We start from the raw sequence: 23,372 nt of genomic DNA, 5'->3' as shown, positions 1-23,372 counted from the left end.
CGCGCGCGGATCCCCGTACGAGGCCACGCGCGCGGTGAGGCGCCGCACCTCGGCGGCAGGCCACGGGTCGGCCAGCTCGACCCGCCGGTCCCGCAGCACGGCGCGGGACGGCCGTTCCCCGTACACGCCCACCAGGCTACGACGGCGGCCGCCCCTGGGGTCGGCGCTCGCGGCAGTGCTCGCGTCAGTGCTTGCGCAGACGGGAGTGGTAGTCCTCCGGGGGCAGGAACTTCGACCAGCGCTCGGGGAACTCCGAGGGCATGCCCCCGTCCTCGTCGCCCTCGTCGTCCTCCGACTCCCCCTCGGCCAGAGCCCGCCAGGCGGCCGCCCGGGCCACGAGCTGCGCGGCCTCCGCCTCGCGGACCCGCTCGTTCGCCTCGCGCGCCGCGGCGGTGGCCACCGAGGGCCAGACCCGGTCGATGGCGGCGTTGACGGCGGCCCCGACGAGGACGGCGAAGGCCGAGATGCCGATCCACAGCAGGATGGCCACGGGGGCGGCCAGCGATCCGTAGATGGTCGGTCCCTCCACCGTGTTGGTGAGGTAGATCCGCAGCAGGAACGAGCCGAGCACCCACATGGCGAGGGCGACCAGCGCGCCGGGCACGTCCTCGATCCAGGGCGAGCGGACCGGGACGGAGACGTGGTAGAGCGTGGTCAGGAAGGCGATGGAGAGCAGCGTGACGACCGGCCAGTACATGACCGCGATCACCTCGGTGCTCCAGGGCACCAGCCGCACCACCGCGTCCGGCCCGACCACCATCAGCGGCAGCACGATGGCGCCGATCAGCAGGGCGGCGATGTAGAGGACGAAGGCGAGCAGCCGGGTCTTGACGATGCCGCGGTGTCCGTCGAGCCCGTACATGACGGTGATGGTGTCGATGAAGACGTTGACGGCGCGCGAGCCCGACCAGAGGGCGAAGGCGAACCCGAGGGAGATGAGGTCGGGGCGGCCCCGGCCGGTGACGTCGTCGAGCATCGGTTTGGCGATGTCGTTGACGCCCCGGTCGGAGAGCACGGTGCCGACCGCGCGCAGGATGTTCTCCTCGATGCTGGCGACGGTCGTACCGCCCGACCAGCCGTCGACGTACCCGAGGAGGCCCAGCAAACCCAGGAAGAGCGGGGGCAGGGAGAGCAGGGTGAAGAAGGCCGCCTCGGCGGCGAGTCCGAGGATCCGGTACTCGATGCACGAGTTCACGGTGTCTTTGAGCAGCAGCCACGCCATCTTGCGCTTGGAGACGTTGCGGTAGAGGGCGCGGGCCCGGTGGAGGCGTCCCGGAATCCGCTCGGGTGTTTCTTTCGCGTGCTGCACGTCCTTACGGTATCGGCATGGCAGCCACCACCCACACAGTCAGCAATCAGGCCCCGCCGCTCGTGGGGCACGACGTATACGGCAGCGACCGGGTCCTGAGCGAGGGGGTGGAGCGGCACCTCGCGGACGCCGCGCCCCAACTCGCTTCGGAAGTAAGGGAAGAGCTCTCGGATCTGGGGCGCGCGGCCGGGTCCCGGCAGGCGCAGGACTGGGGGACGCAGGCGAACGAGAACCCGCCGAAGCTGCGGACGCACGACCGGTACGGAAACCGGATCGACGAGGTGGAGTTCCATCCCTCGTGGCACCGGCTGCTCGGGCACGCCGTGGGCGCCGGGCTCACCGACGCGTGGGGGCGGCCGGCGGGGCATCTGCGGCGGGCGGCCGGGTTCTTCGTGTGGTCGCAGGCGGAGGCGGGGCACGGGTGTCCCGTCTCGATGACGCACGCGGCGGTACCGGCGCTGCGGACCGATCCGGAGCTGGCGGCCGAATGGGAGCCGCGGCTGACCTCGCGCGTGTACGAGGAGGGGCTGCGGCCGGCCGGGCGGAAGGCCGGGGTGCTCTTCGGGATGGGCATGACGGAGAAGCAGGGCGGCAGCGACGTCCGGGCGAACACGACGTCGGCGGTGCCCCTGGACGCCTCGGGCGAGTACCTGCTGACGGGGCACAAGTGGTTCTGCTCGGCGCCGATGTGCGACGGGTTCCTGGTGCTGGCGCAGGCTCCGGGCGGGCTGACCTGTTTCCTGGTGCCGCGGGTGCTGCCGGACGGGACGCGCAACGTCTTCGCGATCCAGCGGCTGAAGGACAAGCTGGGCAACCGGTCGAACGCGTCGAGCGAGGTGGAGTTCGACGGGACGTGGGCGCGGCGGGTGGGTGAGGAGGGCCGGGGGGTGCGGACCATCATCGAGATGGTCGCGGCGACCCGGCTGGACTGCGTGATCGGCTCGGCCTCGCTGATGCGGCAGGCGCTGACGCAGGCCGCTCACCATGCGGAGCACCGCTCCGCTTTCGGAGCACCGCTCATCGACCAGCCGCTGATGCGCAACGTGCTCGCCGACCTCGCCCTGGAATCGGAGGCGGCCACCACCCTCACGCTGCGCCTCGCGGCCGCGTACGACGCCGTCCAGAGCACGGGCGACGAGCAGGAGCGGGCCTTCCTGCGCATCGCGGTCCCCGCCGCGAAGTACTGGGTGACCAAGCGCTGTACGCCGATGGTGGCGGAGGCCCTGGAGTGTCTGGGCGGAAACGGCTACGTCGAGGAGTCCGGGATGCCCCGGCTGCTGCGCGAGTCCCCGCTGAACTCCATCTGGGAGGGATCGGGCAACGTCCAGGCCCTCGACGTGCTGCGCGCCCTCCAGCGCGAGCCGCAGGCGCTGAACGCCTTCCTCCAGGAGGTGGGCCTGGCGCGCGGCGCCGACCACCGGCTGGATTCGGCCATCAAGCACCTGCTGACCGAGCTCGCGGACCTGGAGGGCATCGAGGCCCGGGCCCGGCGGGTCGTGGAGCGGATGGCCCTGGTGCTGCAGGGGTCCCTGCTGGTGCGCTGGGCGCCGCCTGAGGTGGCCGACGCCTTCTGCGCCTCGCGGCTGGGCGGGGACTGGGGCGCGGCCTTCGGCACGCTGCCGCACAGTCTGGATCTGGGATCCGTGGTGGAACGGGCCCGGATCGCATCCTGATCGCGTCCTGATCGCGGGCCGACGGAGGGCCCCAACCCTCCGGAAGCCAGGCTGATGCGGAGGGCCCCAACCCTCCGAAAAGCACTGCGGTGCGGGATCCGGGCCCGTTGACCTGGAACAGGGATGGCGCCGCGCCGACTCGGCACCACCCCTGATCCGAGAAGCCCCGAGGAAGGAGCTGTCACGTCGCTCGGCGACGTCCGCACAGTTTCGATCGGGCGACCGGGACTTGGCGAGAGTTGCAAGACGTTGCAACCTTTGACTCGGAACCGTCCTTCGGGCGTACCGGTCGGCCCCTCGGAAGCGGCGCGCACCGGACGGCCCCTCGGGGGCGGGAACCGTCGTACGCATGTTCGGCACGGGGAGGTTCCGGTGGTCCACACCACAGGCGGCGCGGTCGGTGCGGCACGCATCTCGGCCATGGACGCACGGGAGGCCGCGCGTCTGCTCAAGGGGGTACGGGCGGCCGCGCTCGCCGGGGACCGGCCGCCGGCCGCGCCGCGTCCGGAGATCGCCGAGTCATGGCGCCGGATGATGGCGGGCGGTGTCCACCCCGACCGCGACAGCCGCTCGCGGATGCTGTCGGCCGCCGAGACCGAGGAGCGCCGTCAGACCTCTCCGCTACGGGAACTGCTGCCCGTCCTGCGCGAAGGACTGCTGCCCTCCCTGGACGAGGCCCTGCACATCATGGTCGTGGCCGACTCCGACGGGCGGCTGCTGTGGCGGGAGGGCCACTCCTCCATCCTGCGCAACGCGGACCGCCTCGGCTTCGGGGTGGGCGCCCACTGGGACGAGGCGGTGGTCGGCACCAACGGGGTCGGCACCGCCCTGGTGACCCGCAGACCGGTGCAGGTGTTCTCGGCGGAGCACTTCGTCTCCAGCCACCACGACTGGACCTGCGCCGGAGCCCCCGTACGGGACCCCCGCGACGGCTCGCTGCTGGGCGTACTGGACGTCAGCGGGCCGCTGGCCACCATGCACCCGGCGACCCTGGCCTGGGTGAGCTCGGTGGCCCGGCTCGCCGAGCGGGAACTGCGGGTGCGCCACCTGGAGTCGCTGGAACGGCTGCGGACGGTGGCGGCCCCGCTGCTGGCCCGGATGCCGGGGCGGGCGCTGGCCGTGGACGGCAACGGCTGGACGGCGGCCGTCACCGGGCTCGCGCCGACGGAGCGGATCCCGCTGCCGAAGAGCTTCGGCCCGGGCCGGGTGTGGGTGCCGCAGCTCGGGGACTGCCTGGTGGAGCCGCTGCCCGGCGGCTGGCTGGTGAACGTCACGGAGGCCCGTACCGGCGCCGGGGCGGCCGCCCGCGTCGTCCTCGACCTCAGCCGGCCCGGCGAATGGCGGGCCACCGTCTACGGGGCCGCGGGGAGCTGGTCGCAGGAGCTGAGCCCGCGCCACGCGGAGCTCCTGTTCCTGCTGGCGGAGGCCCCCAAGGGGCGCTCGGCGGCGGAACTCTCGCAGGAGCTGTTCGGGGACCCGACGCGCACGGTGACGGTCCGCGCGGAAATCTCCCGGGTGCGCCGCAACCTCGGCGGCGTGCTGGCCCACCGCCCGTACCGCTTCGCGCACGACGTGGAGATCGAGCTGATCCGCCCGGCGGACCCGGCCGCGCTGCTGCCGCACTCCACGGCGCCGGCGGTGATCAGCGCCCGGCTGGGCCCTGCGGCGACCGGCATGATTCCCTGACGTCCATGAGCACGAGCACACTGACCACCTGGTCCCTGGAAATGACCGCACCGTCCGACCTCGTCGCGGCGGCCGTCCCGGGCCCGGAGATCCGGATCGTCCGGTCGGAGGTCCCCTCCCCCGAGTTCAGCCGCTTCCTCTACGCCTCGGTGGGCGGCGACATCCACTGGACGGACCGGCTGTCGCTGACCCGCGCGCAGTGGGTGGAGCAGCTGGGCCGTCCCGGCGTGGAGACCTGGGTGGCGTACGACCGGGGCACCCCCGCGGGGTACGTGGAACTGGACCCGCAGCCGGACGGTGTGGTGGAGATCATGTACTTCGGCCTCCTCCCCGAATTCCGGGGCCGGCGCATCGGCGGCCACCTGCTGACCGTGGGCATCGAGCGGGCCTGGTCCCTGGCCGAGCGCTGGCCGGAGCTGGCCCCGACGCGGCGCGTCTGGCTGCACACGTGCAGCGACGACGGCCCGACGGCCATGGCGAACTACCTCCGGCGCGGATTCAAGGTCTTCAAGGAGGAGACGGAGGAGAGGGCCGTCGCGCCGACCCCGGGCCCCTGGCCCGGCGCGTAGCCGCTCCGACAGGGGGGCGGCCCTGCGAGGCTGCCCCCCTGCCCCCTGCCCCTACCCCCCTTCCACCGTTCCGCGGGCTCCCCCAGACCCGCGTCTCGAACGCCGGCGGGGCCGGGTGGGCCGTGGGACAAGCGGGCACAAAGGGGCTGGCGAGGTGACGCCCATCACGGACATCTTGCCATCCGAGACGAGTTCGTCCGGATCGTGGACAGTAGTGGACTCCTCCAATCGCCACATGCCACGCTTCCCCCCATGAACGGAGCTGGAATTGCCTTGGTGAGTCGGCGGCACGTCGACCTCGGCCGCATGTCCAGCGCCATCTGTCCGGCGCGCTGACGCAACTCACCGCCGCGACAGCGCCCCGCACCGACGTCGCCGCGGAAGCGAACACCGCCCGCCGTCAGCCACCACCGCAGTCCCCTGTAGGCCGAACACCGCCCCAAAAGGGCGGCGGATCTGCCACATCCGCTCCACGCGCGCCAGGGGTCACGCCGCCGCTCCCCCTGCCCCTGCCTCGAGCCGCCCAAGAAGGACGTACCGCCATGGCCGCCACCCCCGATACGACCGCAGCAGCCGCACCCGCCGCCGCCGCGCGCCGCAAGACCGGCCGTCACCGCGGTGAGGGCCAGTGGGCCGTCGGACACCACACGCCCCTCAACGGCAACGAGCAGTTCAAGAAGGACGACGACGGTCTCAATGTGCGGGCGCGCATCGAGAACATCTACTCCAAGGCGGGCTTCGACTCGATCGACCCCAACGACCTGCGCGGCCGCATGCGCTGGTGGGGCCTCTACACCCAGCGCAAGCCCGGGATCGACGGCGGCAAGACCGCGATCCTGGAGCCGGAGGAGCTGGACGACAAGTACTTCATGCTGCGCGTGCGCATCGACGGCGGCCGGCTGACCACCGAGCAGCTGCGCGTCATCGGCGAGATCTCCGAGGAGTTCGCCCGCGGCACCGCCGACCTCACGGACCGGCAGAACGTGCAGTACCACTGGATCCGCATCGAGGACGTCCCGGAGATCTGGCGCCGTCTGGAGGCCGTCGGCCTCTCGACCACCGAGGCCTGCGGTGACACCCCCCGCGTGATCCTCGGCTCGCCCGTCGCCGGCATCGCGCTGGACGAGATCATCGACGGCACCCCCGCCATCGACGAGATCTACGCCCGCATCGTGGGCAACCCCGACTTCTCGAACCTGCCCCGCAAGTTCAAGTCCGCGATCTCCGGATCGCCGCTGCTCGACGTGGCGCACGAGATCAACGACATCGCCTTCGTGGGCGTGAACCACCCCGAGCACGGCCCCGGCTTCGACGTCTGGGTCGGCGGCGGTCTCTCCACCAACCCCAAGCTGGGTGTGCGCCTGGGCACCTGGGTCTCGCTCGACGAGGTCCCGGACATCTACGAGGGCGTCATCTCGATCTTCCGCGACTACGGATACCGCCGGCTGCGCACCCGCGCCCGCCTGAAGTTCCTGGTCGCCGACTGGGGCCCGGCCAAGTTCCGCCAGGTCCTGGAGGACGAGTACCTGAAGCGCAAGCTGACCGACGGCCCCGCGCCCGAGCAGCCCAGCGGCCAGTGGCGCGACCACGTCGGCGTGCACCAGCAGCAGGACGGCAAGTTCTACGTCGGCTTCGCGCCCCGCGTGGGCCGTGTCGACGGTGCCACCCTGACGAAGATCGCCGCCGTCGCCGAGCAGCACGGTTCCGGTCGGCTGCGCACCACCGCCGAGCAGAAGATGATCGTGCTCGACATCGAGGCGGGCCAGGTCGACTCGGTCGTCGCGGCCCTCGAGGCGCTGGACCTGCGGGTCAACCCGTCCCCGTTCCGCCGCGGCACGATGGCCTGCACCGGCATCGAGTTCTGCAAGCTGGCCATCGTCGAGACGAAGGCGCGCGGCGCCTCGCTGATCGACGAACTGGAGCGCCGCCTGCCGGAGTTCGCCGAGCCGCTCACCATCAACATCAACGGCTGCCCGAACGCCTGCGCCCGTATCCAAGTGGCGGACATCGGTCTCAAGGGCCAGCTGGTCCTGGACGACGAAGGCAACCAGGTCGAGGGCTACCAGGTCCACCTGGGCGGCGCACTCGGACTGGAGGCCGGATTCGGCCGCAAGGTCCGCGGGCTCAAGGTCACCTCGGCCGGTCTGCCCGACTACGTCGAGCGGGTCGTCACGCGCTTCGAGAAGCAGCGCGAGGACGGCGAGCGCTTCGCGTCCTGGGTCACCCGTGCCAAGGACGAGGATCTGTCGTGAGCGAGCGCGCCGCACCGTTCTACTGCCCGTACTGCGGCGACGAGGACCTGTTCCCGAACGAAACGGGTCACGGCGCCTGGGAATGCAGGGCCTGCAATCGAGCCTTCCAGCTGAAGTACCTCGGGCTGCTGGCCCGGGGTGTTCAGTCCAATGACGCTGGAGGGGACGAGATATGACCACGATTCAGGACGCGAGTCTCAAAACCCTGGCCGAGCGGGCGGGCCGGGACCTGGAAGAGGCCTCCCCGCTGGAGATCCTCACCTGGGCGGCCGAGACCTTCGGCAAGAAGTTCGCCGTGACCTCCTCCATGGAGGACGCGGTCGTCGCCCACCTGGCCTCCCGCGCCTTCCCCGGCGTGGACGTGGTCTTCCTCGACACCGGCTACCACTTCGAGGAGACCATCGGCACCCGTGACGCGGTCGAGGCCGTGATGGACGTCAACGTCATCACGCTCACCCCGCGTCAGACGGTGGCCGAGCAGGACGCCGAGTACGGCCCCCGACTGCACGACCGCGACCCCGACCTGTGCTGCTCGCTGCGCAAGGTCAAGCCGCTCGAAGAGGGCCTGACCGCGTACGACGCCTGGGCCACGGGCCTGCGCCGCGACGAGTCCCCGACCCGGGCGAACACCCCGGTGGTCGGCTGGGACGAGAAGCGGCGGAAGGTCAAGGTCTCGCCGATCGCCCGCTGGACCCAGGACGACGTGGACGCGTACGTCCTGGAGCGCGGCGTGCTCACCAACCCGCTGCTGATGGACGGTTACGCCTCCGTGGGCTGCGCCCCCTGCACCCGCCGGGTGGCGGAGGGCGAGGACGCCCGCGCCGGCCGCTGGGCCGGGCGCGGCAAGACCGAGTGCGGACTGCACGGCTGATGACCACCAGCACGACCAGCGGCACGGCCACCAGCACGGCCACCGGCAAGACCAACGCACGTACAGAACCGACGGAGACGAACCAGATGAGCGTGAGCGACCAGGGCGCCACCGTGTGGCTGACCGGGCTGCCGAGCGCGGGCAAGACCACCATCGCCCACGCGCTGGCCGAGCGGCTGCGCGCCGAGGGCCACCGCGTGGAGGTCCTCGACGGCGACGAGATCCGCGAGTTCCTCTCCGCCGGTCTCGGCTTCAGCCGCGAGGACCGGCACACCAACGTGCAGCGGATCGGCTTCGTCGCCGAACTCCTCGCGTCCAACGGCGTCAAGGCGCTCGTCCCGGTGATCGCGCCGTTCGCCGACAGCCGCGAGGCCGTCCGCAAGCGGCACGCCGCCGAGGGCACGGGCTACCTCGAAGTGCACGTGGCCACTCCGGTGGAGGTGTGCTCCGAGCGTGACGTGAAGGGCCTGTACGCCAAGCAGGCGGCGGGCGAGATCTCCGGTCTGACCGGGGTCGACGACCCGTACGAGGCACCGGAGTCCCCGGACCTCCGTATCGAGTCGCACACGCAGTCCGTACAGGAGTCGGCCTCGGCCCTGCACGCGCTGCTCACCGAGAGGGGTCTGGCATGACCGCCACCGTCGCACACGTCCACGAAGGGACGGACGCGCCCTACGCGCTGTCGCACCTCGACGCCCTCGAGTCGGAGGCCGTGCACATCTTCCGCGAGGTGGCGGGCGAGTTCGAGAAGCCGGTGATCCTCTTCTCCGGCGGCAAGGACTCCATCGTCATGCTGCACCTGGCGCTGAAGGCGTTCGCGCCGGCGCCGGTGCCGTTCACCCTGCTCCACGTGGACACCGGCCACAACTTCCCCGAGGTCCTGGACTACCGCGACCGCGCGGTCGCCAAGCACGGACTGCGCCTGCACGTGGCCTCCGTCCAGGAGTACATCGACGCCGGCAAGCTCCGCGAGCGTCCCGACGGCGTCCGCAACCCGCTGCAGACCGTCCCCCTCACGGAGGCGATCCAGAGCCTCAAGTTCGACGCCGTCTTCGGCGGCGGCCGCCGCGACGAGGAGAAGGCCCGCGCCAAGGAACGCGTCTTCTCCCTGCGCGACGAGTTCTCCCAGTGGGACCCGCGCCGCCAGCGCCCCGAGCTGTGGCAGCTCTACAACGGCCGCCACGCGCCGGGCGAGCACGTGCGCGTCTTCCCGCTGTCCAACTGGACCGAGCTGGACGTGTGGCAGTACATCGCCCGCGAGAAGATCGAACTGCCGGAGATCTACTTCGCCCACGAGCGCGAGGTCTTCCAGCGCAACGGCATGTGGCTGACGGCCGGCGAGTGGGGCGGCGCCAAGGACGGCGAGACCACCGAGACCCGCCTGATCCGCTACCGCACCGTCGGTGACATGTCCTGCACCGGTGCCGTCGACTCCGACGCCACCACGCTGGACGCCGTGATCACCGAAATCGCCGCCTCCCGGCTCACCGAGCGGGGTGCGACCCGCGCCGACGACAAGCTGTCCGAGGCCGCGATGGAAGACCGCAAGCGCGAAGGGTACTTCTAGAAATGACCTCCACCACCGAGCAGTTCGCCGATCTCTCGGCGACCACGCTGCTGCGCTTCGCGACCGCGGGCTCCGTCGACGACGGCAAGTCCACCCTGGTCGGCCGCCTCCTGCACGATTCCAAGTCGGTTCTCACCGACCAGCTGGAAGCCGTGGAGCGGGTCTCGGCCAGCCGCGGTCAGGACACCCCCGACCTGGCACTGCTGACCGACGGCCTGCGGGCCGAGCGGGAGCAGGGCATCACCATCGACGTGGCCTACCGCTACTTCGCGACCGCCCGGCGCCGGTTCATCCTGGCCGACACCCCCGGGCACGTGCAGTACACCCGGAACATGGTCACCGGCGCCTCCACCGCCGACCTGGCCGTGGTACTGGTCGACGCCCGCAACGGCGTGATCGAGCAGACCCGCAGGCACGCCGCCGTCGCGGCCCTCCTCCGGGTCCCGCACGTGGTCCTCGCCGTCAACAAGATGGACCTGGTGGGCTACCAGGAGGCGGTCTTCGCTTCGATCGCCGAGGAGTTCACCGCGTACGCCACGGGCCTGGGCGTCCCGGAGATCACCGCGATCCCGATCTCCGCGCTGGCCGGCGACAACGTGGTGGAGCCCTCCGCCAACATGGACTGGTACGGCGGCCCCACGGTGCTCGAGCACCTGGAGACCGTCCCGGTCAGCCACGACCTCACCGCCTGCCCGGCGCGTTTCCCGGTGCAGTACGTGATCCGTCCGCAGACCGCCGAGAACCCGGACTACCGGGGCTACGCGGGCCAGATCGCCTCCGGCGTGCTGCGCGTCGGCGAGGCCGTCACCGTCCTGCCGTCGGGCCGCACCTCGGTCATCGAGGGCATCGACGCGCTCGGCGAGAGCGTGGACATCGCGTGGGCCCCGCAGTCGGTGACCCTGCGCCTGAAGGACGACATCGACATCTCGCGCGGCGATCTGATCGCGCCGTCGTCGAGCTCCCCCGCCACCACGCAGGACGTCGTGGCGACGGTCTGCCACGTGGCGGACCAGCCCCTCGCCGTGGGCGCCCGGGTGCTGATCAAGCACACGACGCGCACGGTGAAGGCGATCGTCAAGGAGATCCCCTCGCGGCTGACCCTGGACGACCTGTCCCAGCACCCGAACCCCGGGCAGCTGGTGGCCAACGACATCGGCCGAGTCGTCGTCCGTACCGCCGAGCCGCTCGCGCTCGACACGTACGCCGACTCGCGCCGCACCGGGTCCTTCCTGCTGATCGACCCGGCGGACGGCACGACCCTGGCGGCCGGCATGGTCGGCGAATCCTTCGCCTCCACCGCCGCGACCACCGTCCAGGCTGATGAAGAAGGGTGGGACTTCTGATCATGCTTGCCGATATCTACTCCACCTTCGCGAAGGAGGGCGGCCGCGTAGGCAGCGGCTCCCTCGGCAGCGGCCAGGGAGGCGTGGGGCGATGTGCGTGATGACGTACGCGCACCGCATGCGCGCCCACACCCCCCACGAGCTCTACCTGCCCTTGCTCAGCAAACGAAGACGTGCGTCGTGACACGACGCTACGAGAGGAAGCCCTCCCGTGCCTGCCATCGGTACCACCCGTAACACTCTGCGCCGCAGCATCGTCGCCGCTGCCGCCCTCCCGCTCCTGATCGGCGCGCTCGCCTCGTGCGGCTACGGCTCCGAGGCCAAGAAGGACGACGCTCCGAAGACGAACGTCGCGGACGCCTCCGACAAGAAGCTGTCGGCCTCCGAGGTCCGCATCGGCTACTTCCCGAACCTGACCCACGCCACGGCGCTGGTCGGTCTCCAGGAAGGCCTGATCGCCAAGGAGCTCGGCGCGACCACCATCAAGCCGCAAGCCTTCAACGCCGGCCCGTCCGAGATCGAAGCCCTCAACGGCGGCTCTCTCGACATCGGCTTCATCGGCCCCTCGCCGTCGATCAACGCCTACGTGAAGTCCAAGGGCTCCAACCTGCGGATCATCTCCGGCTCCGCCTCGGGCGGCGTCAAGCTGGTCGTGAACCCGGCGAAGATCAAGACCCTGGACGACCTCAAGGGCAAGAAGATCGCCACCCCGCAGAAGGGGAACACGCAGGACGTCGCGTTCCTCAACTGGATCGCCGAGAAGGGCTGGACGGTCGACCCGGAGTCCGGCAAGGGTGACGTCTCCGTCGTCCGCACGGACAACAAGGTCACCCCGGACGCCTTCAAGTCGGGCTCGATCGACGGCGCCTGGGTGCCGGAGCCCACGGCCTCCAAGCTCGTCGCCGACGGCGGCTCGGTCCTCCTCGACGAGACCGCCCTGTGGCCCGACAAGAAGTTCGTGATCACGAACATCATCGTGTCCCAGAAGTTCCTCTCGGAGCACCCGGACGTCGTCGAGGCCGTGCTCACGGGCACGGTGAAGACCAACGCGTGGATCAACGCCAACCCGGACAAGGCCAAGGCCTCCGCGAACGCGAAGCTCGCGGCCGAGGGCGGCAAGCCGCTCGACGCCAAGGTCATCGACCCGGCGTGGCCGAGCATCCTGGTCACGAACGACCCGCTGGCGTCGACGCTGAAGACGCAGTCGGAGTGGGCGGTCAAGGCCAAGCTCATCGAGCAGCCCGACCTGAACGGCATCTACGACCTGAAGCTCCTGAACAAGGTGCTCAAGGCCGCGGGCCAGCCCGAGGTCGCCGACGCCGGTCTCGGCGTCAAGTAACCCCTCCGAAGTAGCCCTTCCCGTCCAGCAACCCTTCAGTACCCGTCCCGAATCCCAGGAGGTGACGACCATGGCCACCATGCTTGCCAAGGCTGCCGAGGGCACCGTAGCGGAGCAGACGCACGCCGCTCGGATCGAGCACGTCTCGAAGTCCTTCTCCGGCCCGGCCGGATCGCAGCTCGTCCTGGACGACATCAGCCTCGATGTCGCTCCCGGAGAGTTCGTCACCATCCTGGGTGCCTCGGGCTGTGGAAAGTCCACCCTGCTCAACCTGGTCGCCGGACTGGACAAGCCGTCCGCGGGGTCGATCGAGACCCCCGGCGGCCGTCCGGCCCTGATGTTCCAGGAGCACGCCCTCTTCCCGTGGCTCACCGCGGGCAAGAACATCGAACTCGCCCTGCGCCTGCGCGGGGTGGCCAAGGCCGACCGCAAGACGGAGGCCGAGCGACTGCTGGAGCTGGTCCGGCTCGGCGGCTCGTACGGCAAGCGGGTCCACGAGCTGTCCGGCGGCATGCGCCAGCGCGTGGCCCTGGCCCGGGCGCTCGCCCAGGACAGCCAGCTGCTGCTGATGGACGAGCCGTTCGCGGCGCTCGACGCCATCACCCGCGACGTGCTGCACGGCGAGCTCACCCGCATCTGGGAGGAGACGAACCTCTCCGTCCTCTTCGTCACGCACAACGTCCGTGAAGCCGTGCGTCTCGCCCAGCGCGTGGTCCTCCTCTCCTCCCGCCCCGGCCGGGTCGCGAAGGAATGGACCGTGGGCATCCCGCAGCCGCGCCGCATCGAGGACGCGGACGTCGCGGAGCTGTCCCTTGAGATCACTGAACACCTGCGTGGGGAGATCCGCCGCCATGGCCAGCACTGACACCACCGCCGAGGTCCAGCCCAAGGCCAAGACGGACGACCTCGCCGGGCTGGAGGCGGGCCTCGACGCGCTCGACGCCGTCCAGACCCACCGCACCCCGGTCCGCGAGGTCCTCGTCAAGAAGGTCCTGCCGCCGGTCATCGCCGTCGGCCTGGTCCTCCTCGTCTGGCAGATCCTCGTCGCGGCGAAGGTCACCGACGAGACCAAGCTCCCCGCCCTGTCCTCCGTCTGGGACAGCCTGGCCGACATGTGGGCCAAGGGCACCCTGCTCGAAGTCATCTGGACCTCCGTCTCGCGCGGTCTGCTCGGCTTCCTGCTGGCCCTGGCCATCGGCACCCCGCTCGGACTGCTCGTCGCCCGGGTGAAGTTCGTCCGCGCCGCGATCGGCCCGATCCTGCAGGGCCTGCAGTCGCTGCCCTCGGTCGCCTGGGTGCCCCCGGCGGTGCTCTGGTTCGGGCTCAACGACGCGATGATGTACACCGTCATCCTGCTCGGCGCCGTCCCCTCGATCGCCAACGGCCTCGTCTCCGGCATCGACCAGATCCCGCCGCTGTTCCTGCGGGCCGGGCGCACCATGGGCGCCACCGGCCTGCGCGGTGCCTGGCACGTGGTCATGCCGGCCGCGCTGCCCGGCTACCTGGCCGGCCTCAAGCAGGGCTGGGCCTTCTCCTGGCGCTCCCTGATGGCCGCCGAGATCATCGCCAGCTCCCCCGACCTGGGTCTGGGCCTGGGCCAGCTCCTCGAAAACGGCCGCAACAACATCGACCTGCCCGGCGTGTTCCTCGCGATCATCCTGATCCTGGTCGTCGGCATCGCGATCGACCTGCTGATCTTCAGCCCGGTCGAGCGGTGGGTGCTGCGCACCCGCGGCCTGCTGGTCAAGAGCTGATCGCCGTGTCGGCGCGCTCCACGCACTCCCCGGCCCTGCTCGTCATCGCCCACGGCAGCCGCGACCCGCGGCACGCGGCGACCGTGCACGCCCTCACCCGGCGGGTACGGGCTCTGCGGCCGGGGCTGCGTGTGGAGACCGCCTTCCTGGACTTCGACACCCCGACCGTCGACCAGGCGGTGGCCTCGCTCTACCTGTCAGGCGTACGCGAGATGGTGGCGCTCCCGCTGCTCCTGACGCGGGCGTTCCACGCGAAGTCCGACATCCCGGCCGTGCTCGCGGGCGCCGCGTCCCACCTGCCGGACCTCTCGGTCCGGATCGCGGATGTGCTCGGCCCGTCGCCACTGCTGCTGGCGACCCTGGAGCGCCGGCTGTGGGAAGCCGGCCTCACCCCGGCGGACCGCGCCACCACCGGTGTGGTGCTCGCGTCCGCCGGTTCCTCGGACCCGGAGGCGATCGCAGTGATCGCTGAAACCGCGCGGGAGTGGCGGCACACCGGTTGGTGCGCCGTGCGGCCTGCGTTCGCCTCCGCCGCTCTCCCCCGGACGGAGGACGCCGTACGGGCGCTGCGCGCCGAGGGCGTCCGCCGGATCGCGGTGGCCCCCTACGTCATCGCCCCCGGCCGGCTCCCCGACCGCATCGCGGCGGGCGCCGAAGCCGCCGGCGCCGACGTGATCTCCGCGGTCCTGGGCCCCTCCCCGGAGTTGGCCCGCCTGCTGCTCCGCAGGTTCGACAGCGCCCTCCTACCCCCGTCCCGCATCCCGGCCCTGGCGGCCTGACCCGCCGCCGCGCGGGGCGAAGTCCCCGACCCGCCCTCCGCCCGTTCCCCGGGCTCCGCCCGGACCCGGTCCGCTGCGCGGCAAGATTCAGCCTCGCCTGCGTTTCAGGCGCGGGGTCCGGGGCGCAGCCCCGGGGAACGGTGGAAGGGCGGGTAGGGGACCCAGCCCCGCAGGGCCCACCCACCCGCACCCGGCGGCGACGCGGCGGCTACGCCCGCGCCGCGGCCTCGTCCGCCAGGGCGGTCAGATCCTCCACGGACATCGCGCCCGGCGGCAGGCCCTCCCGGGCGAAGATGTTCGCCGCCACGCGCAGCGTGTCGTTGACCGGCGTGGCCACCCCGTGCAGCCTCCCCAGCAGCACGATCTCCCCGTTGAGATAGTCCGCCTCCACCGACCCCGTCCCCCGCGCCAGGCTCTGCCAGGAGGACCCGCCCCGCACCTCCCCGGCCGGAACGTCCACCTTTCCGTCGCGGGCCGCCGCCTGCTCGGCCTCCGAGGCCCAGTCGATCCCGGCCGCGGTGAAGGCGGCCTTCGCCTCGCGCACGGCCCGCAGCAGCAGTGCCGCCTTCGCGGGCTCCGGCTCCGGGCCGGTGGTCGCCTGGATCGCGTTGCCCAGGTTGCCCAGCAGCTTCGCGTACTTCCACCGCATCACGTCCTCGACGACCGGCGCCCCGAACCCGGCCTTCTCCAGGTCGGCCGCGATCCGCCGGGCCCGCGCGTCCGCGCCCCCGGCGGCCTTCCCGAGGTGCAGGATCCCGGTCAGCGGCGCACACGGCGCGGAGACCACCCCCGGCTCCAGGAAGGTCGCCGGCAGCCACACGCAGACCCCGTACACGCGCGCGAAGCGCCGTAGGGCGAGGCGTTCGCTCTCCACCCCGTTCTGCGCGCACAGCACCGGCAGCCGCTGCGCGGCCGTGCCGCCGCCCGCGACCTCCGCGTCGCCCCACGCGTCGAGGGCGGCGAGCGCGTCCTGGGTCTTGACGGTCAGCAACAGCACGTCTTCGGGGCGCAGTTCGCCGAGCTCCGCCGGACCGCCGACGACGGGCAGCCGGTGTACCCGCTCCCCGTCCGCCGTGGTGAGCCGCAGCCCGTCCGCCCGCAGAGCCTCCGCGTGGGGGCCGCGCGCGACGAGCACGACCTCGCTGCCGGACTCCGCGAGCCGTCCGCCGATGGTCGCGCCGATCGCTCCGGCGCCGATGATGATGTAACGCATGCCCTCGAGCCTGGCACATCCGCGGCCCTGGGTTACCGTCGGGCCATGTCTGTTGACGTGGATGAGACGTTCGCCCTCGGCGGGGACCTGCCCGTACGCCGCCTCGGACTCGGCACCGGCGGTCTGGTCGGCTCCGGCTACTGGGGCCCCCGCGACGCGCGCCCCGCGTCGGTCGCGCTGCTGCGCACGGCCGTCGCGCGCGGGGTCACCCTGATCGACACCGCCGACAACTACGGCCCCCACCTGGCCGAGGAGCTGGTCGCCGAGGCCCTGCACCCGTACGGGGAGCGGCTGGTGGTCTCCACCAAGGGCGGGGTGGTGCGCACCGGCCCCGACCAGTGGCACGCGGCGGGCCGCCCGGAGGACCTGCGCTCGATGTGCGAGGCGAGCCTGCGCAGGCTCCGCCTGGACCGGATCGACCTCTACCAGCTGCACCGCTTCGACCCGGCCGTCCCGCGGGCGGAGCAGCTGGGCACGCTGGCCGAGCTCCGGGCGGAGGGCAAGATCCGCCACATCGGGCTGAACACGGTGACGGCGGACCAGCTGAGGGAGGCCCTGACCCTGGTCCCGGTGGCCTCGGTGCAGAACCCGTACAACCTCCTGAACCGCTCCTCGGCGGAACTCCTCGCCCTGTGCGAGGCGCGGGGCATCGCCTTCCTCCCCTACTACCCGCTGGGCAGCGGGGCCCTGACCCGGGAGAGCGCCGCCGCGCTGACGGCGGTCGCCACGGAACACGGCGCGTCCACCGGCCAGATCGCCCTGGCCTGGCTCCTCCAGCACTCCCCGGTCCTGTGCCCCACCCCCGGCACGGGCTCCCCGGACCACCTGGCGGAGAACCTAGACGCGGCGACGGTCCACCTGACCCCGCACGAGATGACCCTGCTGAACGGCCTGGCGGACTGAGCCGCTCTCATCAGACGACGAGCGGCCGGGTGTCGGGGTCGGCGCCCTCGGTGAGCCGGCCGAGCCTGTCGTTGTCGAGAGAGGTCACGGTGGCGGAGCCGGTGGTGGGCGCTCGGCGTCCGTGGTGGTGAGGAGGGCGAGGTCGGCGAAGTCCATGCGTCAGTCTCGCGTGAGTTCCACCAGCTTCGCGACGGTGTTCCAGTTGCGGGTGGTCACGTCCAGGCCCTTGACCACCGCAGGCTTGGCGAGGGCCTCGCCCAGTTTGGAGCGGCCCAGGCCGTTCGGGGCGTGGAGGTAGATGACGCGGTCGCCCACGCGGTACTCCTCCGGGAGGTACGCGGGGGCGTCGATCGAGGCGAACCGGGACTCGGCGGGCTGCTCGGAGCAGAAGGTGGCGTGGAGCTGTTTGCCTTCGAGTTCGGCAGCGGGGAAGGGGCAGGCGTCGGCGACGGCGCGCAGGTGGGCACCGTCGAGCACCAGGCAGGGGACCCGGAAGCCGAAGTGCGACTCGATGGCGGCTTCCAGCTCGCGGGCGAGGGCGGTCGGGGCCTTCCCGCTCGCGTCGGCGAAGACGGCGTTGCCGCTCTGGAGGTACGTCTGCACCTCCTCGTGGCCGAGGCCCTCCAGGACTTGGCGCAGCTCAGCCATCGGGACCTTCTTGTTCCCGCCGACGTTGATGCCTCGGAGCAGCGCCGCGTATGTGGTCTTGGCGGCCTTGGTCGTCTTGGTCATGGCTGCACGATAGGGCGCACCCCTGACAACGCGGATCAGGCCCCGGCCGCGCGCCGCAGGTGCAGGTGCCCGTCGAGCGGGTAGGAGGGCGGCGCCGACGGCAGGATCCTGCCGAAGGCGTAGCCGCTCTTCTCGGCGACCCGGCAGGACGCCGCGTTGTCCACTTGGTGGAGGAGTTCGAGGCATTCCAGTCCCTCGGCCCGGAAGGCCTCGAAGGCCCAGGCGCTGAGGGTGTCCAGGGCTCGTGGGGCCACGCCCCGCCCGCGGGCCCGCGCCGCCGTCCAGTAGCCGGCCTCGGCGGAAGCCCTGCCCGGTCCGAGGCCCTTCAGCGCCACGTGGCCCACCACATCAGGGCCCTCCGGGGTCTCCTCCAGGACGGCGAAGCCGAACCGCGCGCCCAAGGCCCAGTCCCGCTCCCGGTCCCGCACCCACCGCAGCCCCTCTTCCACACCCTCCACGGGAGGACTCGCCCACCGTCGCAGACCGGGGTCCCGGTACGCCCTCACCGCTGTTCGGGCAGTTCGGCCTCGATGAGGTCGGCCGCCTGGTGGGTGCCGCCCTCCGTCGCCATCTCGCGGCGGATGCGGTCCGCGCGGGCGGCGACCTCCGGGTCGGCGACCAGGGCGAGGACGGCCTCGCGCAGGGTCGTGGCGTCGGCTTCGGCCATCGGGACGTGCCGGGCGACCCCCAGGCCGGCCAGCATGTCGGCGTTGCCGAACTGGTCGACCGCCTGCGGGACCGCGACCATCGGGGTGCCGGTGGCCAGCCCCTCCTGGCAGCCGCCCGTGCCCGCGTGGGTGATGAAGGCGTCGGCCTGGCGCAGGATGTCCAACTGGGCTACCCAGCGGTGGACTTCGACGTTGGCGGGGATCGCGCCGATCTCGGCCTCGTCGGTGAACTTGCCGATCTGGAGCACCACGTGCCAGTCGGGCAGGTCCCCGAAGGCCTCCACGCACGTCCGGTAGAAGGCGGGCTGCTTGGTGAAGGTGGACCCGAAGGAGATCAGGAGGACCTTCTTCCCCTCGGCGCCCGCGGGGCGCGTCCAGGTGCCCTGAGTGGCGCTGCGATCGCCCTGGCAGGCGCCGACGAAGGTGTACACGGCCTCGTCGACCCGGTCGGCGTGGGGCTGGAGGGCGCGCGGCATGAGGACGACGCTGCGGCGGGGGCGGCCGACGAACCGGTCGCTGTCCTCGTCGATGCCGTTCTCGTCGAGCCAGGCCCGGAAGCGGGCGTAGTACGCCCGCCCGCGCTCGGAGGCGTGCAGTGCGGCCGTCATCGGTGCGGCGACTTCCTCCTCGTAGCCGGTCCAGGCGACCAGGGTCGGGGAGAGGGAGACCGCGGGGACGCCCCAGCGGTGGGCCAGGACGATCGCGGGATAAGCGGTGATGTCGTGGAGGACGAGGTCCGGCTGGTCACCCTCGAAGGCGGCCGCGAGCTGCGGGAGGGCCTGGACGGCGTCGGTGAGGAAGGGCTCGATGTTGTCGATGACCTCGGTGCCCCACGCGTCGGGGTCCTCGTCGGTGGGGAGGGTGGAGTTCCAGATCACCGGCGTGGCACCGGTCTCGGCGATCTTGTCGGCGTATGCGGCGGGGATGGCGTAGCTGACGCGGTGTCCACGGGCGACCAGTTCGCGGATCACTTCGATGCTCGGGTTCACGTGGCCGGCGGCGGCGATGGAGAACATGGCGATGTGGGCGGGCTTCGGGGTCGTGGTCATGAGGAGAAGATAACGAGACGAGACGTCTCGTGCAACCTGTTGGGGAGAATCCTCAAGGACGGGCCGGGTGCGAAACTTGTCCGGTCATGAGCACGGACGGACTGCGGAGAGACGGCATGGACGAGGCACGGGCCCGGGAGGCCCTGACGGCGGCGGGCCTGGCACGGGCGGGGTCGCCCGCCCCCCGGCTGCTGGCCCTCGGCGAGAACGCCGTCTTCGCGCTCGACGACGGCCTGGTCGCCAAGGTCGGCCGGGAGGCCGCTCTGCTGCCGCGCGCCCGGTTGGAGCTCGCGGTGGCGGGCTGGCTGGCGGAGTCCGGGGTCCCCGCGGTCCGCGCGGCCGAGCCGGAGCCCCGGCTGGTGGACGGACACCCGCTGACGTTGTGGCACCGGCTCCCCGACGCCGTACGCCCGGCCGGCCCGGCGGACCTCGCGGCGCTGCTGCGGCGGATCCACGCCTTGCCCGCGCCCCCCTTCGCACTGCCCCCGCGCGATCTCCTGGGCGGGGTCGAGCGCTGGCTGCGACTGGCGGGCGGGGCGATCGATCCGGCGGACGCGGCGTACCTGCGGGCCCGCCGCGACGGGTACGCCGCCCAGGTCGCCGCCCTCACCCCGCACCTCGCGCGGGGCCCGATCCACGGCGACGCGCTGCCCCGCAACGTCCACGTGGGCCCGGACGGGCCGGTGCTCGTCGACCTGGAGACGGTCTCCGCCGACCTGCGCGAACATGACCTGGTGGTGATGACCCTCTCCCGCGACCGGTACGGACTGCCCGGCGCCTCGTACGAGGAGTTCACGGCGGCGTACGGCTGGGACGTGCGCGACTGGGAGGGCTGCGCGGTCCTGCGCGGCGCCCGCGAAACGGCCAGCTGCGCCTGGGTCTCCCAGCACGCCCCGGCCAACCCCAAGGCCCTGGCCGAGTTCCGCCGCCGGGTGGCCTCCCTGCGCGAGGGGGACCCGGAAATCCGCTGGCACCCGTTCTAGCGGTGCCGTATCCCTTTACCCCTATGAAACTGCCCCTCACCATCCACCGGGCCCGGCTCGGCCCGGTGGAGTTCAAGGTGATCCGCCCTGCCCGCCCGCCGGCCCGCGCGGTCCTGTCGGACGGCAACTGGCGCCTGCACGTCCAGGTCGACCAGGGGGCCGCGCAACTCATCGCCGGGCTGTGGTCGCTCGCGGCCACCTCCCCGCGCTCGCTGGTCCACCTGCCCCTGCGGCGCACCGACCCCGACACCGGGGCACCGGGCCTCGACCTGGTCCTCCTGCACCACTCGCTCCAGTTCGCGCCCTCGCGCTGGAAGGAGCTGCGGGCCCGGTTGGGCCCGGGCCGCCCGCAGACCGCGGACCTACCCGGACCGGCCTCCTCCGCCCCGGTGGTCGACCCCTGGCCGGAGCGGCGCCACGCGGAGAACCGGGACCGGTTCCACCAGCACGTCCACGCCGGGACGCTGTTCATGACGGGGAGCGCCAAACTCTTCGCCGACACCGCGCGGTTCTTCGCCGACGTCGCCCACCAGGGCCCCGGGTACGTCTTCGCCCACCCCGACCACCGGCACTACTGCGCGACGCTGGGCGCCTACGACAACACCGTCAGCGCCGGCAGCGGGATCCACATCGTCTACCGCGACCGGTGGCCGGCCCCGTGAGCACGTCTCTCTCCCCCCCCCCCCCCCGGATCAGGCCGCGCCGGAGACCGAACGGTCCTGCCACTCGCGGCCGATGCCGCGGATCATCGCCGGGTACACCCCCAGATAGCGGAAGGGCTTGATGCCCAGCATGTAGACGGCGCCGAGCAGGCCATTGGGCTTGACCAGGACCGCCATCTGGCCGCGGTAGCCGCCGCTGCCGTCCGGGACCCAGCTGATGTGCATCACGCCGTGCACGGTCCGGTTGGCCGTCTCCGCCGCCCACTCGTCGTGCGTCTGGTAGACGGAGCTGAACGGGACCGAGCCGAGGTCGGGCCCGCGGGGACCCTCGCGCAGGTCCGCCGGCAGCCGGTCGCGCAGCGTCGCCACCCGGCCCCCGACGCCGTCGGCGGGCTTGTCCCAGCCGAAGAGGGCCCCGAGCTTCCAGCGGATCGCGAAGAGCGCGCGGCCCACGAAGGTGGGGACGGGGTCTCCACCGCTCGCGAACTGGCGCACGAGCCGTTCGAGGTCGTCCGGGCCGCCGGGGGTCGGCAGCTCCCACACGTCCTCGACGTGGAAGTCTCCGGCGATCTCGTGGATCCGCCAGGGCCGGTCGGTGTGTGCGGTACTGGGGAGTCTCATGAGCAAGCCCCTATCTATACGATGCCGTATAGAAGAAGGTTAGCCGATCCATACGGCACCGTATAGATCAAACTCGTGCAGGACGGGGAGACATCGTGGGCGCCATCCGCACGCCGCGGCGCGGCTGGATCGAAGAGGGACTGCGGGCGCTCGCCGCCGGGGGCCCCGAGGCGGTCCGGATCGAGTCGCTCGCACAGTCCCTCGGCGTCACGAAGGGCGGCTTCTACGGGCACTTCGGCAACCGTGACGCCCTGCTCGCCGAGATGCTCGAGACCTGGGAGCACGAGGCCGCCCAGGTCGTGATCGAACAGGTCGATGGCGCGGGCGGAGACGCCAGGGCCAGACTGAAGCGGCTGTTCGCGATCGTCTCGGTCGCCGAGGGGCCGACGCAGGGCGTGGCGGCCGAGCTCGCGATCCGCGACTGGGCCCGGCGCGACGAGTCCGTCGCGGCGCGGCTGCGGCGCGTGGACAACCGCCGCATGGACTACCTGCGTTCGCTGTTCGGCGCGTTCTGCCCCGACGAGGACGAGGTCGAGGTCCGCTGCATGATCGTCTACTCCATGCGGATCGGAGACCACCTCATCGCCGCCGACCACGGCGGCCGCAGCCGCGCCGAGGTCATGGAGCTGACCCGCGACTGGCTGCTGCGGTAGGACCCCGCCCCTCGCGCGTCAGACCCGGTACGGCACGACCGGCCAGGCCCGCTCGACTATCGCCTCGGGGTCCGTGGTGCGCCGCAGGTAGCTCTGCAGCGAGGCCGCCTGCTCGGCCGCCGCGCGGACCTGGAGCTCGTGCAGGTCCGCCAGGGCGACCGTCCCTATCGCCGCGTGCGCGGCGCCCATCCGCCGTGCGGCGCGGGCCGCCGCCAGCGCGTCCGCGCCCGCGTCGTGCGCCGCTTCCAGGCTCACGCCGTAGTGCTCGCAGAGGGCCTGGAGGGTGCGCCGGCCCTTGCGGTAGCGGTCCGCGTGCTTGTCCAGGACCAGGGGGTCGATGACGGGCGGCGCGGCCGCCGCGGGCCAGCGCTCGCCCAGCGGGCGGATTCCGTGGCGGCGGCACTCGCGGTCCAGCAGGGTCAGGTCGTACCGCGCGTTCATCACCACCAGGGGGGTTCCCGAGCTCAGTGCCTCCACGAGCGTCCGGGTGATCTCCTCGATCGCCGGGGCCGCCGCCATCCCCCGCGAGCGGGCGTGGTCCGTGGAGATGCCGTGGATCGCCGAAGCCTGCTCCGGGATGGGCACGCCCGGGTCGACCAGCCAGGTCCGCTCCCGGGCCACCTGCCCGTCCGGGCCGACCGTGACGATGGCCGCCGTCACGATCCGGTCGGATTCGGTGTCGGTGCCCGTGGTCTCCAGGTCGAAGGCCACCATCGGCCCGCCGTGCCAGTCCCCCATCCAGTCTC

24 protein-coding genes and 1 pseudogene are annotated in these 23,372 nt (G+C 72.1%); 18 read left to right on the top strand and 7 right to left on the bottom strand.

Going from position 1 to position 23,372, the window contains the following annotated elements; genetic code table 11:
* Positions 1-184: 184 nt before the first annotated feature.
* Positions 185-1,309 carry a YihY/virulence factor BrkB family protein gene (locus tag ACIQV3_RS18955; RefSeq protein WP_403713535.1) on the bottom strand — a complete coding sequence of 375 codons (1,125 nt, stop codon included), beginning with the start codon at positions 1,307-1,309 and terminating at the stop codon, positions 185-187.
* 17 nt (positions 1,310-1,326) lie between these two features.
* On the opposite strand from ACIQV3_RS18955, the gene ACIQV3_RS18950 reads away from it, so the two are divergent.
* The 14 genes from ACIQV3_RS18950 to ACIQV3_RS18885 all read left to right on the top strand — a co-directional run bounded on the left by ACIQV3_RS18950 (position 1,327) and on the right by ACIQV3_RS18885 (position 15,142).
* Positions 1,327-2,982, top strand: coding sequence for an acyl-CoA dehydrogenase family protein (locus ACIQV3_RS18950; RefSeq protein WP_403713534.1), 1,656 nt, complete (start codon positions 1,327-1,329; stop codon positions 2,980-2,982).
* Between the two features lie 420 nt (positions 2,983-3,402).
* Complete coding sequence (locus ACIQV3_RS18945) at positions 3,403-4,668, top strand: GAF domain-containing protein (protein ID WP_403713644.1); 1,266 nt, start codon at positions 3,403-3,405, stop codon at positions 4,666-4,668.
* A gap of 5 nt (positions 4,669-4,673) precedes the next feature.
* Entirely contained in the window at positions 4,674-5,237 is a 564-nt protein-coding gene (locus tag ACIQV3_RS18940) for a GNAT family N-acetyltransferase (RefSeq protein WP_403713533.1), read from the top strand.
* A 252-nt stretch (positions 5,238-5,489) separates the two neighbouring features.
* Positions 5,490-5,573 (top strand): putative leader peptide, encoded by an 84-nt coding sequence (locus ACIQV3_RS18935; protein ID WP_312847410.1) that lies wholly within the window; start codon positions 5,490-5,492, stop codon positions 5,571-5,573.
* Between the two features lie 206 nt (positions 5,574-5,779).
* Positions 5,780-7,489, top strand: a complete 1,710-nt coding sequence (locus ACIQV3_RS18930) for a nitrite/sulfite reductase (RefSeq protein ID WP_403713532.1) — start codon at positions 5,780-5,782, stop codon at positions 7,487-7,489.
* The gene (locus ACIQV3_RS18925) at positions 7,486-7,665 is read left to right on the top strand and encodes a DpnI domain-containing protein (RefSeq protein WP_214956597.1); all 180 of its coding nucleotides are present in this window, start codon (positions 7,486-7,488) and stop codon (positions 7,663-7,665) included. The genes ACIQV3_RS18930 and ACIQV3_RS18925 overlap by 4 nt, the downstream gene beginning before the upstream one ends.
* The gene (locus ACIQV3_RS18920) at positions 7,662-8,360 is read left to right on the top strand and encodes a phosphoadenylyl-sulfate reductase (protein WP_403713531.1); all 699 of its coding nucleotides are present in this window, start codon (positions 7,662-7,664) and stop codon (positions 8,358-8,360) included. The genes ACIQV3_RS18925 and ACIQV3_RS18920 overlap by 4 nt, the downstream gene beginning before the upstream one ends.
* Before the next feature lie 86 nt (positions 8,361-8,446).
* The gene (gene cysC / locus ACIQV3_RS18915) at positions 8,447-8,992 is read left to right on the top strand and encodes an adenylyl-sulfate kinase (protein ID WP_403713643.1); all 546 of its coding nucleotides are present in this window, start codon (positions 8,447-8,449) and stop codon (positions 8,990-8,992) included.
* Positions 8,989-9,927, top strand: a complete 939-nt coding sequence (gene cysD, locus ACIQV3_RS18910; protein ID WP_403713530.1) for a sulfate adenylyltransferase subunit CysD — start codon at positions 8,989-8,991, stop codon at positions 9,925-9,927. The genes cysC and cysD overlap by 4 nt, the downstream gene beginning before the upstream one ends.
* Positions 9,928-9,929: 2 nt before the next feature.
* Positions 9,930-11,270 carry a sulfate adenylyltransferase subunit 1 gene (locus ACIQV3_RS18905; protein WP_403713529.1) on the top strand — a complete coding sequence of 447 codons (1,341 nt, stop codon included), beginning with the start codon at positions 9,930-9,932 and terminating at the stop codon, positions 11,268-11,270.
* A 220-nt stretch (positions 11,271-11,490) separates the two neighbouring features.
* Positions 11,491-12,609 carry an aliphatic sulfonate ABC transporter substrate-binding protein gene (locus ACIQV3_RS18900; protein WP_403713642.1) on the top strand — a complete coding sequence of 373 codons (1,119 nt, stop codon included), beginning with the start codon at positions 11,491-11,493 and terminating at the stop codon, positions 12,607-12,609.
* Between the two features lie 70 nt (positions 12,610-12,679).
* Positions 12,680-13,474, top strand: coding sequence for an ABC transporter ATP-binding protein (locus tag ACIQV3_RS18895; RefSeq protein ID WP_403713528.1), 795 nt, complete (start codon positions 12,680-12,682; stop codon positions 13,472-13,474).
* The gene (locus tag ACIQV3_RS18890; protein WP_403713527.1) at positions 13,461-14,363 is read left to right on the top strand and encodes an ABC transporter permease; all 903 of its coding nucleotides are present in this window, start codon (positions 13,461-13,463) and stop codon (positions 14,361-14,363) included. The genes ACIQV3_RS18895 and ACIQV3_RS18890 overlap by 14 nt, the downstream gene beginning before the upstream one ends.
* A gap of 5 nt (positions 14,364-14,368) precedes the next feature.
* On the top strand, positions 14,369-15,142 hold the full coding sequence (locus ACIQV3_RS18885; protein WP_403713526.1) for a sirohydrochlorin chelatase: 774 nt from the start codon (positions 14,369-14,371) through the stop codon (positions 15,140-15,142).
* Between the two features lie 208 nt (positions 15,143-15,350).
* Here the strand turns inward: ACIQV3_RS18885 and ACIQV3_RS18880 are convergent, their stop codons facing one another.
* On the bottom strand, positions 15,351-16,355 hold the full coding sequence (locus ACIQV3_RS18880; RefSeq protein ID WP_403713525.1) for a ketopantoate reductase family protein: 1,005 nt from the start codon (positions 16,353-16,355) through the stop codon (positions 15,351-15,353).
* A gap of 45 nt (positions 16,356-16,400) precedes the next feature.
* On the opposite strand from ACIQV3_RS18880, the gene ACIQV3_RS18875 reads away from it, so the two are divergent.
* Positions 16,401-17,258, top strand: a complete 858-nt coding sequence (locus ACIQV3_RS18875) for an aldo/keto reductase (protein ID WP_403713524.1) — start codon at positions 16,401-16,403, stop codon at positions 17,256-17,258.
* 159 nt (positions 17,259-17,417) lie between these two features.
* On the opposite strand, the gene ACIQV3_RS18870 is transcribed toward ACIQV3_RS18875, so the two are convergent.
* The 3 genes and pseudogenes from ACIQV3_RS18870 to mgt form a co-directional block, all read right to left on the bottom strand.
* Positions 17,418-17,990 (bottom strand): DUF1697 domain-containing protein, encoded by a 573-nt coding sequence (locus ACIQV3_RS18870; protein ID WP_403713523.1) that lies wholly within the window; start codon positions 17,988-17,990, stop codon positions 17,418-17,420.
* Positions 17,991-18,025: 35 nt separating this feature from the next.
* A complete protein-coding gene (locus ACIQV3_RS18865) occupies positions 18,026-18,448 on the bottom strand; it encodes a GNAT family N-acetyltransferase (protein ID WP_403713522.1) in 423 nt (140 codons plus the stop codon).
* A 44-nt stretch (positions 18,449-18,492) separates the two neighbouring features.
* A pseudogene (gene mgt / locus ACIQV3_RS18860) lies at positions 18,493-19,757 on the bottom strand (macrolide-inactivating glycosyltransferase).
* Between the two features lie 66 nt (positions 19,758-19,823).
* Between mgt and ACIQV3_RS18855 the strand changes: the two are divergent.
* Positions 19,824-20,690: a phosphotransferase enzyme family protein gene (locus ACIQV3_RS18855; RefSeq protein ID WP_403713641.1), complete on the top strand. Its 867-nt coding sequence runs from the start codon at positions 19,824-19,826 to the stop codon at positions 20,688-20,690.
* Positions 20,691-20,713: 23 nt separating this feature from the next.
* Positions 20,714-21,352, top strand: coding sequence for a hypothetical protein (locus ACIQV3_RS18850; protein WP_403713521.1), 639 nt, complete (start codon positions 20,714-20,716; stop codon positions 21,350-21,352).
* A gap of 30 nt (positions 21,353-21,382) precedes the next feature.
* Here the strand turns inward: ACIQV3_RS18850 and ACIQV3_RS18845 are convergent, their stop codons facing one another.
* Positions 21,383-21,973, bottom strand: a complete 591-nt coding sequence (locus tag ACIQV3_RS18845; protein WP_403713520.1) for a DUF2867 domain-containing protein — start codon at positions 21,971-21,973, stop codon at positions 21,383-21,385.
* Positions 21,974-22,068: 95 nt separating this feature from the next.
* Between ACIQV3_RS18845 and ACIQV3_RS18840 the strand changes: the two genes are divergently transcribed.
* Complete coding sequence (locus tag ACIQV3_RS18840; protein ID WP_403713519.1) at positions 22,069-22,626, top strand: TetR/AcrR family transcriptional regulator; 558 nt, start codon at positions 22,069-22,071, stop codon at positions 22,624-22,626.
* Positions 22,627-22,644: 18 nt separating this feature from the next.
* Here the strand turns inward: ACIQV3_RS18840 and ACIQV3_RS18835 are convergent, their stop codons facing one another.
* A complete protein-coding gene (locus ACIQV3_RS18835) occupies positions 22,645-23,364 on the bottom strand; it encodes an exonuclease domain-containing protein (protein ID WP_403713518.1) in 720 nt (239 codons plus the stop codon).
* Between the last annotated feature and the right edge of the window lie 8 nt (positions 23,365-23,372).

Origin of the sequence: Streptomyces sp. NPDC099050 (assembly GCF_044759865.1) — a bacterium.
Taxonomy (GTDB): Bacteria; Actinomycetota; Actinomycetes; order Streptomycetales; family Streptomycetaceae; genus Streptomyces.
The sequence above is the reverse complement of the archived record's forward strand: the minus strand, read 5'-3'. Positions and strand labels throughout refer to the sequence as shown.

Coding starts and splice junctions, on each gene's coding strand:
- ACIQV3_RS18945 (WP_403713644.1), top strand. CDS start 3,403: ATGGACGCACGGGAGGCCGCGCGTCTGCTCAAGGGGGTACGGGCGGCC.
- ACIQV3_RS18835 (WP_403713518.1), bottom strand. CDS start 23,364: ATGGGGGACTGGCACGGCGGGCCGATGGTGGCCTTCGACCTGGAGACC.
- ACIQV3_RS18845 (WP_403713520.1), bottom strand. CDS start 21,973: ATGAGACTCCCCAGTACCGCACACACCGACCGGCCCTGGCGGATCCAC.
- ACIQV3_RS18880 (WP_403713525.1), bottom strand. CDS start 16,355: ATGCGTTACATCATCATCGGCGCCGGAGCGATCGGCGCGACCATCGGC.
- ACIQV3_RS18935 (WP_312847410.1), top strand. CDS start 5,490: ATGAACGGAGCTGGAATTGCCTTGGTGAGTCGGCGGCACGTCGACCTC.
- ACIQV3_RS18920 (WP_403713531.1), top strand. CDS start 7,662: ATGACCACGATTCAGGACGCGAGTCTCAAAACCCTGGCCGAGCGGGCG.
- ACIQV3_RS18855 (WP_403713641.1), top strand. CDS start 19,824: ATGGACGAGGCACGGGCCCGGGAGGCCCTGACGGCGGCGGGCCTGGCA.
- cysC (WP_403713643.1), top strand. CDS start 8,447: ATGAGCGTGAGCGACCAGGGCGCCACCGTGTGGCTGACCGGGCTGCCG.
- cysD (WP_403713530.1), top strand. CDS start 8,989: ATGACCGCCACCGTCGCACACGTCCACGAAGGGACGGACGCGCCCTAC.
- ACIQV3_RS18905 (WP_403713529.1), top strand. CDS start 9,930: ATGACCTCCACCACCGAGCAGTTCGCCGATCTCTCGGCGACCACGCTG.
- ACIQV3_RS18895 (WP_403713528.1), top strand. CDS start 12,680: ATGGCCACCATGCTTGCCAAGGCTGCCGAGGGCACCGTAGCGGAGCAG.
- ACIQV3_RS18930 (WP_403713532.1), top strand. CDS start 5,780: ATGGCCGCCACCCCCGATACGACCGCAGCAGCCGCACCCGCCGCCGCC.
- ACIQV3_RS18870 (WP_403713523.1), bottom strand. CDS start 17,990: ATGACCAAGACGACCAAGGCCGCCAAGACCACATACGCGGCGCTGCTC.
- ACIQV3_RS18950 (WP_403713534.1), top strand. CDS start 1,327: ATGGCAGCCACCACCCACACAGTCAGCAATCAGGCCCCGCCGCTCGTG.
- ACIQV3_RS18850 (WP_403713521.1), top strand. CDS start 20,714: ATGAAACTGCCCCTCACCATCCACCGGGCCCGGCTCGGCCCGGTGGAG.
- ACIQV3_RS18940 (WP_403713533.1), top strand. CDS start 4,674: ATGAGCACGAGCACACTGACCACCTGGTCCCTGGAAATGACCGCACCG.
- ACIQV3_RS18875 (WP_403713524.1), top strand. CDS start 16,401: ATGTCTGTTGACGTGGATGAGACGTTCGCCCTCGGCGGGGACCTGCCC.
- ACIQV3_RS18890 (WP_403713527.1), top strand. CDS start 13,461: ATGGCCAGCACTGACACCACCGCCGAGGTCCAGCCCAAGGCCAAGACG.